This is a genomic window from Acidobacteriota bacterium (genome assembly GCA_016715115.1).
Taxonomy (GTDB): Bacteria; Acidobacteriota; Blastocatellia; order Pyrinomonadales; family Pyrinomonadaceae; genus JAFDVJ01.
This window is the reverse complement of sequence record JADKBM010000003.1, coordinates 17177-31792: the sequence shown is the minus strand read 5'-3', so window position 1 is coordinate 31792 and position 14616 is coordinate 17177. Positions and strand designations below refer to the sequence as shown.

Genomic DNA, 14616 nt, shown 5'->3' with positions numbered 1-14616 from the left:
GTAATAGTCGCCGTTCAACAAAGACTTTTCCTTGTCGTCTAGATTTGCGACGAAGGACTCGTAATCCTTGCGGTCCTTGTCGGTCACCTTGAACTGGTCAAAATCGTTGTAGAAATCGCGCAGAGACGGGTATTGGTCGAGGCGTTTCGGCAGTTCTTCGTTGCGCTTCTCGGTGAGCGTTTTCGGCTGGCTGTTCGCCTGCTTTCGCTGGAGCTCTTTTTCAACGTCGGGATTTCGGGTATTCATCCGGTAAAGCCGAACGTTCTCGATCGAAATGTAGACGTGATCGGTCGAATAGAACCAGCCGCGCGAGAACCAGTCGAGATCGGTACCGCTGGCGTCCTCCATCGTCCGGAAAGTCCGCCGGTTCGGGCCGCTTGAACTGCCAACGGCGCGCGTATTCCTTGAACGCGAAGTCGAAGAGTTCGCGACCGAGGATCGTTTCGCGCAGGATGTTCAGCGCGGTCGCGGGTTTCGCGTAAGCATTGTTGCCGAACTGCAGGAGCGAGTCGCTTTGGACCATTATCGGCACCTGATTATCGCTCGTCATATAATCGGTGATGAATTGCGGTTCGCCGCGCCGCGAAGGGTATTCTTCTCCCATTCCTGTTCGGCGAGAAACTGCGTGAAGGTGTTCAGGCCTTCATCCATCCAGGTCCAATCGCGTTCGTCCGAATTGATGACCATCGGAAAATAGTTGTGCCCGACTTCGTGTATAACTACCGAGATCAGCCCGTATTTGGTCTGCGCCGAGTAAGTCCCGTCGGGCAGCGGACGCGGTCCGTTGAAACAGATCATCGGATATTCCATTCCGCCGACCGGGCCGTTGACCGAGATCGCGATCGGATACGGATATTTGAACGTGTAGCGTGAATAAACGTTGAGCGTATGGATGATGGCGTGGGTCGAATACTTCTCCCAGAGCGGATTCCCCTCGTTCGGATAATAGGACATCGCCGTCACTTTGTTGCCTTCGACATTGTGGCCCTGCGCGTCCCAGACGAATTTGCGCGACGATGCAAACGCGAAATCACGAACGTTGTCGGCTTTGAAGACCCAGGTCTTCTTGCCCGTCGGCTTGCTCGATTCGTTCGATTTCGCCTCTTCGTTGGTGACGATCTTGATCGGTTCCTTGGCCGTTTCGGCTTGTTTCAAACGCGCCGCCCATTCCGGTTTGAGCGTCTGCGCACCGTTCTGAAGGACGCCCGTCGCGGCGACGACGTGATCATTCGGCGCGGTGACACGAACGAGATAATCGCCGAATTCGAGCGTGAATTCGCCGGCGCCGAGATATTGATGATGCTGCCAACCCTGATAATCGGTGTAAGCCGCCATCCGCGGGAACCATTGCGCGATCTCGTAAATGTAATTGCCGTCGCGCGAAAAATACTCGAAACCGGTGCGGCCGCCAAAGATGCGCTGGTTGTTGATGTTGTAATTCCAGGCGACGTTGAAAACGAACGTCCCGCCGGAAACGAGCGGAACCGGCAGATCGATGCGCATCATCGTCCGGTTGAGCGTGTGTTTGAGCGCTTTCCCGGTCGAATCGGGAGACCTCGGTAATGTTGACGCGTCCGTCGTACTCGCGAGCGGCAAGCTGTTCAACAACGCTCAGAGGCAATCCGCCGCCCTCGAAATTCGGCGCGTTTTGTGTCTTTTGAGTGTCGGAGTCCTTGGCAAAGAGATTCTGATCGATCTGCAACCAGATATAGTTTAGCGTGTCGGGCGAGACGTTCTTGTAAGTCACCGTCTCACGTCCGGTGATGCGCTGTTTGGCGTCGTCAAGTTCGACGTCGATCACATAATCCGCACGGTTCTGCCAGTATCTGTGACCCGGAGCGCCGGACGCCGTGCGATATTCGTTGGGCGTGGGCAAATCCTCGTCGAGTTGCTTGAACTTGTCGGACGGTTTCGATTTCGATTGACCGAAGGCGAATGCGGATATCAATAAGATTGAAAGAACTGCGTTAAAACGTCTAAAACTCACGGTAGGATCTCCTGGATGATTTTGGATCGGAATCTGATTGAACGATTTTCGACCTAAACCCTCTGATTTGCAAGCCGATCGCAATTGTTTCAACGGCCGTCGAAAGAACGGCAACCAACGGCGTTTACGCGGCGTCAAAAAATCGGTTAAGCTTGAGTTTTGCCGCTTCCCGCAATTTCGAAGTATGAAAAAGACAATTATTCCGATAGCATTCGTTATTTTCTTTCAGATTGCCGTGTTCGCGCAGTCGGACGCGTCGCTCGGGCTCGTCACAGAGAAAGACGCAGCGAGCCGCGACGCTCAGGGCAAACTGATCTCGCTGGCCGCCGAGGAGCATCTCTACCGCGGCGATGTTTATATGGCGAACCGGCTTTTCCCGCAGGCGCGGGAACATTTTCAGAAGTTTATGGAGAATTTCCCGACCGACCCGGGAATGTCTCGCGCGATCTTCGGAATGGCGCGTTCGCTGATGTGGGAAAGAAAATATCAGGAAGCGATCAACTGGTTCGACAAGTTGTCGCCCGATTACCTCGGAACCAAGGAAGGACGCGAGGGAACCGCTTTCAAGGGCGCCTGTTACGTTCGCCTGAGCAAGCCGAACGAGGCGGTCAAGGTTTACGAGCAATACACGATAATGTTCCCGACCGGTGAGAAGATCGATTCGGCCCATCTCAATATCATCGATGCGCTCCGCGAGGCGGGACGTTACGCCGAGGCCAACGTTTGGGTCGAAAAAACGCGGGTGCGATTCTCAGGGATGCCCGTCGAAACGAACGCGCTCCACGCGCGCCTGAGAATGGAACTTTTCCGGCAGAACTGGAACGAAGTCGTCAAGGCCGCGGACGACCTGCTGTTGCTCAACCGATTCAGCGGCTCGATGGTCGGATTCGACGAGACGCGCTTCCTTCGCGCGTACGGACTTGAAAAGGCAGGTCGCCGCGCCGAAGCCGTAACCGCGTACCGGACGATTCCCGACAGCATCTCATCTTACTACGGAGGACTCTCGACCGAACGCCTGGCGAAACTCGATCCGGGCAGCCAGGTAAAGAAGACGGTCAGCGTCTCGGCAAAGAATTTCACGGACTTTCCGGTTCTCTATCGCACGGAACTTCTGCGAAATGCGAAGCTCCGAAATGTCGATCCGCGTTTCGTCCTCGCGATAATGAAACAGGAAAGCAGCTTCCGTCCCGGCGCAAAGTCGCCGGCTGCGGCGCGCGGACTGCTCCAGCTCGTTTTCGATACGGCCATCAAATACAGCAAATTGACGGGCTATCCGGCCCTCAAACCGGACGATCTTTACGATCCGGCAACGAACATCGCGATCGGAAGCTACTATATCGGCGAACTGAAGAATGAATTCGGCGGGATGTACGAAGCCATCGCCGCGAGCTACAACGGTGGTGAGGACAACGCGCTTCGCTGGCTGGGACGCACAAAGCCCAAAGAGGCCGCGATCTTCGCTTCCGAGGTCGGATTCGCCGAAACGAAGAACTACGTTTTCAAGGTAATGAGCAACTACCGAGTGTATCGGGAACTCTACAAGGAAGATTTGACCAGGCGGCAGTAGACGGTAGACGGTAGACGGTAGACCGGAAGACGGTAGACGTAGACGGTAGACGTAGACGGTAGACGGTAGACGGCTGTGAGTCGTGAGCAATGAGCAGTCAGCGGTCAGCAGGAAGTGGTGAGCCGTGAGCTGTTGGCTGAGGTCGGACGTCACGACTGCCGACTACCGTCTACCGTCTACCGTCTCCCGTCTACCGTCTCCCGTCTACCGTCTCCCGTCTCCCGTCTCCCGTCTACCGTCTACCGCCGGGCTCTGCCCGCTGATGTGCGGAAATGCGGATAACGCTTCAGCTTCCAAAATGAACTGAATTAATCGGGATCTAATTTGAGGCACTTTGTTCGACGCTACCGGCGACAGACTCTAACTTTCCACGATCCAATTGACAGAATCGGATCGCGGTATTACTTTTCAGACTGGACCGTTCGGGGCCTGTTGAACCACCCAAGCGTCAATGCTGCCGGTCGTAGCAAGTTTCGAACGGGCCACTTTCAAGACTTCTTACCGCTTAGATTTGGATCAAAAAAGGAGTAACTTCCCGCACCGCCGCTGACGCCTGACATCTGACGTCTGCTATCTGACGTCTGCCAAGTTGCTTCGAAATCGTGTTTGCTACATAATCTGAAAAGTTCGCGAAACGCGGATTCATGTAAACGAATTAGTGATAGGTGCGCTTCCAGAATAAGTGTGCCTGAAATCACGGAATCGTTTTTTCTTATTTTGGAGGAATTTCAATGAGAACATTACCTGAATCCTGTGACATTCAAGAACCTGAAGTTGAATACTGGCCGACCGAATATGATTGGATCGGCTTTCGCATTACGTCGGCGACCAAACGTTTAAGGATCGCTTCTGGTCCTTTTTACGATCCGTTGCCGGACTTGCGTCGATGGCTTGAAGCGGCGGCGATTGGCGTCAATCGTTGCTCTTTCTGGTTCGACGACGAGGGCACGGAATTTGAATTCGAGTTAGAGCATTATGATCGCAGCAAGAGTCTGTTCCGCGTCTCGCATTATTACAGGGAGCCAGACGAGGCGCCGCTGATTTGCGCATTCGTAGATCGCCGAACGTTGGTCGAAGCGTTCTACCGACCATTCTTTGCCCTCGACGGCGACCCGCAGATCAAGGCGAACTGGGAGGTGCGGCATTTGTCGGACGAGGTTTGTACGGAATTGGGGATGACGTTTGACGAAACCGTTGAGTACGCGATCGGGCTTTCATCGACGCAATTGTGCTATCTCCTGTACAAAACCGATTCGTTTGATACTGAAGAGCGCCCGTACGATTACGAACTGGTCGGCGAACTAGTTGAACCCAGGAACCCCATTATTCCGAAGGATTATGATTCCTGGCCACCCGAAACACGACGTCCGTTCATTGTCGAAAGGCTGAACGCCAAGTTCGAGAATTACGGCACGAATATCCGTGACTTTCGTTCACCGATCGTCGAGGCCTTCCTCGGCAACCAAGTACCGCTCGTCTCCGACGTCGAAATCGGCTGATCATGACGCGGCGAATATCGCCCAAAGCGCCGTTCGCCGCTTCGCTTTTCAAACTTGCCGGCACACCGAACGGCGCGATTAGCCGGCCGTGTCCGCGTTGTCACTCTCCAAACGCGGAACCCCGGTTGCAACTTGATGTTGTTGCGTAATTGGCCCAAGCTCAGCTAGAGCTTCAACATCGGATACTCCGCAACCGTCAGTTCGTGAAGATATTCCTCTGCCGCAGTTCCCTTTGGTTCGGGATTGGGATAAAAGGCCGCAATACCGATGTTCGCGGCCAGTTCCTCAAACGAGCCGAGCAAACGCGAAAGTTCTTCGCGCAGAAATGTAATCCACAGATCGTTGATCCACTCAGACTCATCGTTTTTGTCCTGCTTTGGATCGAACAAACTCGATTCCATGCAAAACCGAAAGCGGAACCTCGCGGCCAATGCATCATGAAACCGCTGAAGCGTCCGGTGGTCGAACACGGCCAAATCGAACCGCCGGCCAAGCTCCGTCCGCGTTTGGACAATCCGTTCAGCCGACACAAATCGAAATCGCGCCGCGTTCAAAATGATCCACAACGCATTGTGATACGACTCATGTTGGATCGCCGCCACACGCATCGAATCGTCCTGAAATTTCGGGCCAACGATCATTGCTTAAGAAGCGAAACAACGAGTTCATACTCTGATCGTTTCGTAATCCAAATCTGCAGCCACAATACTATTAATCCCGCGTTACAACCGTATCGTAACGGCCGTAATGCGTCCGCCAAATAAAATTGGACCAGACATTCTCAAGAGCAAGGATTCAGCACCGCAAAGCGGTAAACTCCAAACACCGTTTCGCGTGAGACGCCTTAGGACTTAGGTTGCCCCAAAAACACACACGTGAAAACTTCATGCTATTTTACACGCTATTTCCCCGTCGATGTCAGTCGTTCGTCTTTCCGTCGTCGATAAAACGAGCTGTCCGATTAGATTTGAACATCGCACTCGTGCACTAATCGGATTTCAAATTGATCAGATATTCTTCAGCCACCGCAGAATCATAAACTGCCTTCGCGCTAGTCGCTGAAAAAACCGCTGCCCTTACTCTTTCTTCCTTTAGGTCCAGAAGTCTATAGACGCCGTTTGATAAAGCGACTGCGTCGATACGTCGAAAACTCGTTCCATTAGCCTCGGCATAACGCGCAAGTCCCCTCAATTTAGGAAGAGCATCGGCAAGATGATGTCCGTGCGGATCTACGATGTCAGCAACGATATTTCCAGCCTTGTCCTTTGCAAAGAAAATAAAATCAGGTCGAAGAATTTTTGTTTGACTGTCCTCGTCATAGGTTATTCCCAGCGAATCCTGACTCGGTCGATCGGGATTTCGATACCACGCCACATTATCCGTTTGACTCAATTCGGTGCGTAAGATCGCATCTTCCCAATCGTTTAAGTCATTTGGATACAAACCTTCCTCATCGCAAAGCAAGTGCCGCTCATATCGCGGTAAAAGCATCTCCTTACCGTCTGCTTCGCGGATGACCGATGGTTGAAGCGACGACCTTGGTCGTGCCAAATCAACGTCAAGCGGTTGTGAACTCATCTCTCGTATTTCGCGATAAACATCTTGCCGTTCGTCACTAAGGCTTTTGACGCCGATACGATACTCGCTCAACCACCGATTCGAAAGCTTTTCCGCTTCACCGTCCAGATCGGCTTTGATATCTGGGACGAGACCTATTGCTGCAACGATAGTATGAGCCTCGATGAGGGCATCGTCCAGATCTTCAACGTCATTAATATCTGCAGCTATCTTTTCGCTGTAGGTTCTTGCCAGATCGGCAGAAATTACACGGCCTGCGCGTCTATAGGCATCCTCGATAACCGCATAATCGGCAGCCTCTATGAAGTCATCGAATGTCATTGCTTTCGTACCGACATCTGTCCTTACCGTCTGCCCTTCAACGGTTAAGACCGATGTCCGCGCGCTGACGATCTCATCCTGGTATTTAACCCGCGCCGCATCGAGAGCCTTATGCATTTGGCGGTGTGCAATCTTTCCGGCGTTTGCAAGAATGGCGTCCGATGCGAGTTCGTGGGCCAGCGCAGTAAGTCGTTTTATCGGGCGTGCCTGTCGTTTCGGTAAGGATTGTGAAGGAAGCGAAAGCAGTTTTTCCCACACTGCCTCATCAATTGCCGGGTTCGGCTTCATTTCGTGCGGGTTGATCAAAACGCGCCGACCGGGCAATTCTTCTCCGGAATCACCGCCAGACATCAAGGCATTGACCACCGCCTGAACAGTAGTCTTATTGAAATGCGGCAATAGACAGTCGACGGCATTCAGCCGCTCGTTGCCTGGAATACGTCTTGCAAGGGGTGAACGTACCATTCGGCCCAAGAGCTGAGTTATGTGAGTCTTGTCAGATGCGGCTCGGAAAGAGACCATCACTTCCGCCCTTGGACAATCCCAACCCGTACTGATTGCGTCCTTTGCGACGAGGATTCGGACCCAATCAGATTCCTGTATCCGTTCAGGTGCAACATAGGGTGCACTGTATCCGCCAAAGCTCTCGGTTTTGTGCTCACCGAAAACGTTTGCTATCGAATCGGTTGGCAGTTCGGGCCACGTATCGAATATTGTTTTTAGCCAAGTGCCAATTTCATTGTGATCAGGCGAATTCGGCACTTGAAAGACCATTAATGGATGCACGATGTCGGCATCATTCTGTTGCTTACCGTATTCCACCCAGGCCTCTGAGATCTCCCGCAATTTGTCCGTGCCGCGACGCAGTAGCACAGTCGAGAATTCTCCGGTTTCATTGGGCACATCAAGGTTGATGGTGTCTTTCAACAGGCCCGACTCCTGAACTTTTCTTGAATCGACCACAACATTCGGCAGCGTCGAACGGCCATGCATTCCCGAGATCGCCTGGTTGAAACGTTCTACCGTTGCCGAAATTCCCCAAACGACCGGAATTCCCGGAACAGCGCCCTTTCCATTGATCAACTGTTTGACGATGGTTGTTTTACCGCTGACGGAGTTGCCGCTTTCCCTCATTCCCCGATGTGCTTCGTCGAGAATAACGTACAGGGTCAAATCAGGGTCTTCGATGGTGTTTTGAATCGTGTCCCAAATTGTATGGGATCGGAGATCGGGCATGAGACTCGATAGCAAAGGTTCTGAATCCTCAGATTCATCTGCCTCGCCACCGCGCACCAATAGACTATTCTTGGACAATTTTTGGGTATTGAGAAAGTAAATCTTGCCCGGATCGAATTTCTCACGTGAGAATGTCGTATCGACATTTCTAAGATGAGTGATCGTTAGCTTGTCCGATGCCTCCATCAATCTGAATCGCGACTGTTCATTAAGAGAAGGATCGTCGCTGAACCAAATCACCACCGCACCACGGTCAGGCTCAAACTCATAATCGTCATCACCAAAAAACAACGCCTCAAAAACAGCTGCCGCCATTACGGTTTTACCGGCGCCGGTTGTTGCGGTCAGCGAGAAAGCGTGTTTATCGTTATCTTCGTGCCAACGTCTCCGAGCCTTCTTGAGGTTCGTCAGAACGTCTTTGACCGCCTCGCTCTGATAATCTTTGAGTGTGAATTTCATCTACAATTGTCCCAACGTAAAACGAAAATTAGAAAGATACGACTCGTAAAGTCTCACCGGCTCGACCGTCTTTGGCAGCCGACGGGCAATGGATTCAAAACGACGGTCGTCGTCAGTCACAATAAAAGCAATATGAATAGAGTCTTTCGGATTGACCGCTTCAACAAATGCGGCGGCTTGGTCCAGATCGACAAGGAGTCCGTAAGTGTCCGCCACGCTCCATCCCGCTTCTGGAATCTGCTCGATGCGTCTTCCGGAGCTCCCGGCACGCATCCATAAAAGCGGAGCTATTCGCGAAAAAGCATGATTATGACTTATCGCGACCGGCGATTCGTATGTGAGCGTAAAGAACTCGGCGTTTTCTTCAAAGCCATCGGCCATCGGGAATTCATCCGTAAACTTGTAATCGCCATTGATCGGCTCGCCTTCGGGCGTTTTGCCGGTGAGCGCCGCCGCGATGCGTGGTTTTGTGATGTATTCGCAAATTCCCCATTGCTCCCACTCTGCGTCGCCCGGACGTAGACCTTCTTCTCGAAGCCTCTTATGTTCGTCCGCTGCAACCTCGTTATTGGTCACGCTTATACACTGCCGCCGCCCGCCGTCCTGCTTGTTTAGCCGCATCACGGCATGAGCGGTCGTACCGGAGCCGGCGAAGAAGTCAAGGATGACCGCTTCGGTCTTGTTTTTCACAAAAAAGCGCAATGCGTCTTCCACTGCGTATAGAGCCTTCGGAAACGGAAAGCGCCGATCAGGCATGATCGCTCGCAAGAGGCTGGTGCCGTGGCTTCCCGCGTCATGGGCGGTAGTGTTCCAAACCGTTCGAGGGGCGGCCAAACGTGACCCTTTAGCGTAACGTAATTCAAGCGTACCATCATCGGCAGTGCCAACAACCTTAAGTGTGCCGTCTTCAATCGCTGCCAGTTGATTGAAGGACAAATAATAAATCGGTACAGACTTTTTCGAAAGATCGATCCTTCCGGTTCGTACAGCGCCTTTTGCCAACAAATCCCGGAATGTTTCGGGAACCACGGACCAACTAAACTGTTGGCCTTTGCTTGTTGGGGGCCAGATAGCGACGGTCCCATCTGGACACGTCTGCGAATCTGTGTCCGTGAACAGAACTGTATCGCCAACCGAGTGAATGCCCGAGCCATCTTCATGAATGTAAATCGGATACCAGGAACCAGGATTATGTGCCCGAAGTCCCTTTCGGCCGGTTCGAGCAAGTCCCCGCCATCGGACACCCTCGTCGAGCGAATAGTCTCGGCTAGTGAGCATGTCGTAATTCCAACGAGCAATCTGCACAGCCCCAAGCTTCACAAAAAAGATATATTCATCGACGCGTGCGAACTCATTTCCGCGTGCCGTTCCTTTCGGGTTGATTACACTCGTAATCATCTGGATTTCGGCCTCGGGGAAAGTTTGCTCCAGTAGCAATCCCAATCGCAAATATTCTTTCTCGTCAATCGTTACGATTAGAACCGAATCGACCGGGTTGAGTAGTTCGCGGACGACGAGGAGGCGACGTTCCATCATGGCGAGCCATTTTGAGTGGCGGTAGAGGTCTTCACCTTCGACGTAATCGTTGTTGTATTTCCAGTCCTTCGCTCCAGTATTGTAAGGCGGGTCGACGTAGATGGCGTCGATCTTCCCACGATGCGTATATGTCAGAGCTTCGAGAGCGTGGTAGTTTTCGGCGTTAATGACTGTATGAAAAGGCTTGTCGCCACCGCGTGTCACTTTGCCGGTACTTACTAAGCCGGGATAGATAAAATCGCGAAATTCGGCAACGACAACGAGGTCTTCCGTCGGAACGTTCTGTACTTCCGCACCGTCTTTGTTCTTAAATTCAATCCGTGCGGTGCGTTTGCCGTCGATATTCTGAAAACCCGTCACCCGCCAGAGTCGTTGATCTCCTTTCCCAGTCGTGCCTCGCGGCGGCAAGATGCGAACCTTATCGCCTTTCTTAACCGCTCTTCCCGGAAGCTCTACACTCTCCGGTCGATGCCGCTCAAAGTTTAGTCCAAACGAAAGCCGGGACGAGAGCGTCCTAAACTCTCGTTCCAATTCTCTACCAAGTTCCGGGTTATTGGCCTTAACCTGCGAGATTAGATCTGTAAGTCGGGACATTAGATCGCGTCCCTCCAGGCTTCGTAAATCATAACCATCGCTAGGGTATCCAGCTCACAGTATTTGAGAAGTGCCGACTCCACAGCGGCACGAGCTTCCGCGGGAATGTCCTCGAACTGTAACTTTCCGTATGCCGTCATAGCTGCCCCACCGTCGTTGATCTTATCCATTGCCATGATCGCGGCGTAATCTTCTGCAGACTCGTCGGTAAATAGCGGCGGAAGTAATTTGTATGGATCACGGAATTTCCCATTCCCATCGTCAACGACCCAAATTTGTTCTCCAAAATTCCGGCTTTGGATTCCGTGAATCGAACCATAAACAGGTTGGGAATACTTTTCTTTCAGAAAGTTTGAAGAGTTTATGGTCGCGGGAAGAACATACTTGATCGAGATCGAACCATTTGTCGCCGGATCGTAGTAATAGCGTGTGACAATATAATGGAGATCCACCATATTACGGGGGCCAGGTGCCCATTCGCCTTCAAGCTTGCCAGTCGGTTGGGTGATTAACTTGATGAAGTCGCACAGCTCATCGCGGTCAGGGATCACTTCAGGGGCTTCAGCCATCAACTGAGAGTAGATGGCGCAGAGCATCGTATTCTCATAACTGTGGTATCTAAAGATCGTTCCCTCGTCATTTGCAAGCTCGGCTTTCAACGCACGAACGAAATCATAATTCGGAAACGATCCAGGAGTTGCGTTTAGGTATTCCCCGACGTGCGAGACAACCCCATTTGCATCCACGGTGTGGTGAGAAAACTGAAATGCAATGTCTTCATAGGGCCGTCGTCCGCGTAAAAATGGAATCACCGGCTTCGATCCCTCAAAGTCGATAAAGTGAAGTGGAAATGACCATGAATCAATTTCTCTTCGCAAGTTGTCCCGATCCAGCCAAATAGCAGAATCACGATTTTGAACCTTGGAAATCTGAAGCCACTGTCGTTCCGTCCGCGACAGGCCGGCTTTGTCATCAGTTTTCGGCTTGATAAATGCCTCGTCCAGGTCCGACATCTTGAACCTTTGTTCCTTTACGATGCGTTTCTTGTCGCCATACCAGAGATCGAATGCATTTGGTATTTCAAAGTCCTCGTCATTCCAACCAAGGCGTTCCCCCCAACACTCATGATATCCACTCCTCGGCTCATCGTCCGCCGCGACTTCTGCATGAGTAAATTCACAATCCTTGCAGCCGGGATGCGGGTCGGTCAAGAGCTTTATGTCACGATCATAATGATCGGCATAGGCGTTAACCACACCCTCGAATGTTAAGCCACCAACTTCGCTCGCGAAAATCTTCTCGCAACAACCATCTACGTTAATCGATCGGAGCAATCTGGTGGCCAGATCTTCGTCAGTCAGGTCCGCAGATGCTTCGATTTTCCGACGACCATCTACGTCCCTAACTAACCTGAATTTTTGATTCAAACCATCCGTTCCGCAACGAACAGTTTTGTCAGTCAGCATCAAGTGGGCACGGACGTCAAGATCCGGATACGCAAGCTGGATGACGTGCTTTTGAAATGCAACGTCCTCAATATACTCCTTCCATTTAGAACTAATTGATCCATCCTTATTTAGCATCGCTGCTTCGTCATCAAAGTCGCATGATTTTGCTTTTACCTCATAAAGGTCAATTACATTGCCGTTCTTGATAACAATATCTGTCCTGATCAGGAGCGTTCCGTAACAGAAACCAGCCTCGAATAGTGTAATTTGATCGGCCTTGAGGTAATCGTTGGTTAACTCAATGGCTACTTCGTCATTGGGCGTCTCAATACGTATTCCTTCGGGATAATAGCATCTTGCTAACGCACCAACCTGGAATCCACCGTCCGCAAGAGCGGCGAGAAATGTATCTTCTACCCTCTGATTAACGTAGGCAGATTTGCCTGTATAGAAAAGTTTTGTGGGGCACTCAAGCGCGAGCTTAAACTTCGATTTAGTGAAATATCGCGGCATAAGAAAATTCTATCTAACGCATTGGATTGATGTTTGTGGGATCCATCCAGTCGTTATGATGAATCGCCGTCGAGGTCGCCGGGTGATCAGTCGTTCAATGTCCGGGATGAACGGGGCGATTCGGTTCAGTTGAGCCTGGCCGCTTTGCGGTGCGGACCTGGGAGATCGTGTTCGGTTATAACTGACACCGGAGTTATAGCACGATTATTTTTTTTGATGCAAGAAAAAAGTGCAGAAAAAAGTGCATTCAAGTGCAGAGTGCATGGTGCAAAGCGGAAATCAGTGCAAAGTGCATAGTGCAGAGTGCAAAGCGGAAATCAGTGCATAGTGCAAAGTGCAGAGTGCGAAGTTCCGGTTGAGGAGTTCACAGTTTAGAAGTCAGAGTTCAGAGATTTGAGTGCTGGGTTTTGAGTTTGGAGTGATGGGTTTTGAGTTTGGAGTGATGGGTTTTGAGTTTGGAGTGATGGGTTTTGAGTTTGGAGTGATGGGTTTTGAGTATGGAGTTTTGCGAACAAAGTTCGGTTTGAACTTGAGTTTGTTTGATGGTGACTCGATTAGGTTGGGTTACGTGTCAACTTGATTGGGTCGAAAGCAATCTTGATTCGGGATGAATCGAACTAAGTTTTCCCTCGATCAAACAAAGAACGGCGTTGTTCGATCTTATAATCTTCCGAATCGGGATAAGATTTCCTTTCATCAGATCAGGTAACGACGCGATCAAACAAAGATCGGGTTCGAATCAACAAAGATTGATCTTTGTCGATTCAAGATTCAAGGGATGCAAGATTCAAGAGGTCCGTTTTGATTCAAGATTCAAACTGAGATCTGATTCAAGATTCAAAATTCAAGAATCAACCTGAGATCTGATTCAAGATTCAAGATATTCAAGATTCAAGCGGTTCAAGAATCAAGAGGTAAGTTCCCGAAGCCAGGCCGAGGATCGTCTCGGATAACGGATCACAGTTCCTGTCGCGCGAGTTCGGCGGTTTTCTGAGGGAAAGCGGGCTCGGTCACGTGCGGACGTCGGTCAATACCGCAGGTGAACGGAAAGATCGAAAGACGGCATCGATCACTGTCCGAAGAATGTCTCAGGCAAACGGCGCTGATCGATCTTGACGACGTCCGCGTACAGTTCGTCGCGCATGTCAGGCGATACAACGAGACGCGTCCGCATTCGGCGCTCGTCCACCTGACCCCCGCCGACTTTCTTTTAGGCCGAGTCGAGGATAAACTCAAGGTCCGCGAAGAACGGCTCAACCAAGCCCGTTCCGCCAGGATCAAGTCAAGAAATCAGGCGTCTGGTTTCACCTTAACGGCAAATTGAAAATTCCGGTTTCCGCTGAACCAAAACCTGTCTGCGTTCGCTTCCGGACCCGGCCTGATGCGTTTCTTGGTGTTCTCAGGAACAAAACCGGACATTAACAACCATATTGAAGGAGATTTCCGATGATTTTCGATTCAAAGGCGTTCTTGTACTCAAACACCCTAACGCATGAGGGAAAATTGATCGTTTTCGGCATTGAAGACGGCGGCGATGGGCAGGCGAATATCTGGTACACGGTCAAACAGGACGGTTTCGAGAAAAGCTATCTCGACGCGAACCCGAGTCAGATCAGCGGTTGGGAAGAATGGAAACTCCTCGGCTTTCCGAATGAGGACGACGACACTTCGGTCACTGCAAAGGAAGAGAAGGATCGCAAAGCCCAGAGCGATCCGAACAGATTTCTTATCGGCTCCTCATATCAGAGTTCCAGCCGAACCGAAATCGCTCCGATTCAGGTGGTTTCAGGACTCCGGTCACCTTTACGTTTTCCGACAGTCCAGAGACAATACGCTGCTCGCGGATCGCTTCGTACTCGATGGAATGGCCAATAGGCT

At 51.3% G+C, this 14616-nt stretch carries 10 protein-coding genes; 4 read left to right on the top strand and 6 right to left on the bottom strand.

The window, feature by feature from the left end; all coding sequences use genetic code 11:
* On the bottom strand, positions 1-348 hold a 348-nt coding region (locus IPN69_02240; protein MBK8809532.1), incomplete at its 3' end, for an aminopeptidase.
* Positions 349-546: 198 nt separating this feature from the next.
* Entirely contained in the window at positions 547-1608 is a 1062-nt protein-coding gene (locus tag IPN69_02235; protein MBK8809531.1) for a hypothetical protein, read from the bottom strand.
* Between the two features lie 563 nt (positions 1609-2171).
* Between IPN69_02235 and IPN69_02230 the strand changes: the two genes are divergently transcribed.
* Both IPN69_02230 and IPN69_02225 read left to right on the top strand, forming a co-directional pair.
* Positions 2172-3554, top strand: a complete 1383-nt coding sequence (locus IPN69_02230; GenBank protein MBK8809530.1) for a transglycosylase SLT domain-containing protein — start codon at positions 2172-2174, stop codon at positions 3552-3554.
* A gap of 731 nt (positions 3555-4285) precedes the next feature.
* On the top strand, positions 4286-5053 hold the full coding sequence (locus tag IPN69_02225; GenBank protein ID MBK8809529.1) for a hypothetical protein: 768 nt from the start codon (positions 4286-4288) through the stop codon (positions 5051-5053).
* A gap of 164 nt (positions 5054-5217) precedes the next feature.
* Here IPN69_02225 and IPN69_02220 read toward each other — a convergent pair whose 3' ends face one another.
* From IPN69_02220 to IPN69_02205, 4 genes are all read right to left on the bottom strand, one after another.
* Entirely contained in the window at positions 5218-5442 is a 225-nt protein-coding gene (locus IPN69_02220) for a hypothetical protein (GenBank protein ID MBK8809528.1), read from the bottom strand.
* A 598-nt stretch (positions 5443-6040) separates the two neighbouring features.
* Positions 6041-8647, bottom strand: coding sequence for a DEAD/DEAH box helicase family protein (locus tag IPN69_02215; protein ID MBK8809527.1), 2607 nt, complete (start codon positions 8645-8647; stop codon positions 6041-6043).
* Positions 8648-10777 carry a site-specific DNA-methyltransferase gene (locus tag IPN69_02210; GenBank protein ID MBK8809526.1) on the bottom strand — a complete coding sequence of 710 codons (2130 nt, stop codon included), beginning with the start codon at positions 10775-10777 and terminating at the stop codon, positions 8648-8650. It lies immediately after the preceding gene.
* Positions 10777-12738, bottom strand: coding sequence for a DUF2779 domain-containing protein (locus IPN69_02205; protein ID MBK8809525.1), 1962 nt, complete (start codon positions 12736-12738; stop codon positions 10777-10779). The genes IPN69_02210 and IPN69_02205 overlap by 1 nt, the downstream gene beginning before the upstream one ends.
* Before the next feature lie 1039 nt (positions 12739-13777).
* Here IPN69_02205 and IPN69_02200 point away from each other — a divergent pair.
* Together IPN69_02200 and IPN69_02195 are read left to right on the top strand one after the other, a co-directional pair.
* Entirely contained in the window at positions 13778-14062 is a 285-nt protein-coding gene (locus IPN69_02200; GenBank protein MBK8809524.1) for a transposase, read from the top strand.
* Between the two features lie 122 nt (positions 14063-14184).
* The gene (locus IPN69_02195) at positions 14185-14613 is read left to right on the top strand and encodes a hypothetical protein (GenBank protein ID MBK8809523.1); all 429 of its coding nucleotides are present in this window, start codon (positions 14185-14187) and stop codon (positions 14611-14613) included.
* Positions 14614-14616 lie beyond the last annotated feature (3 nt).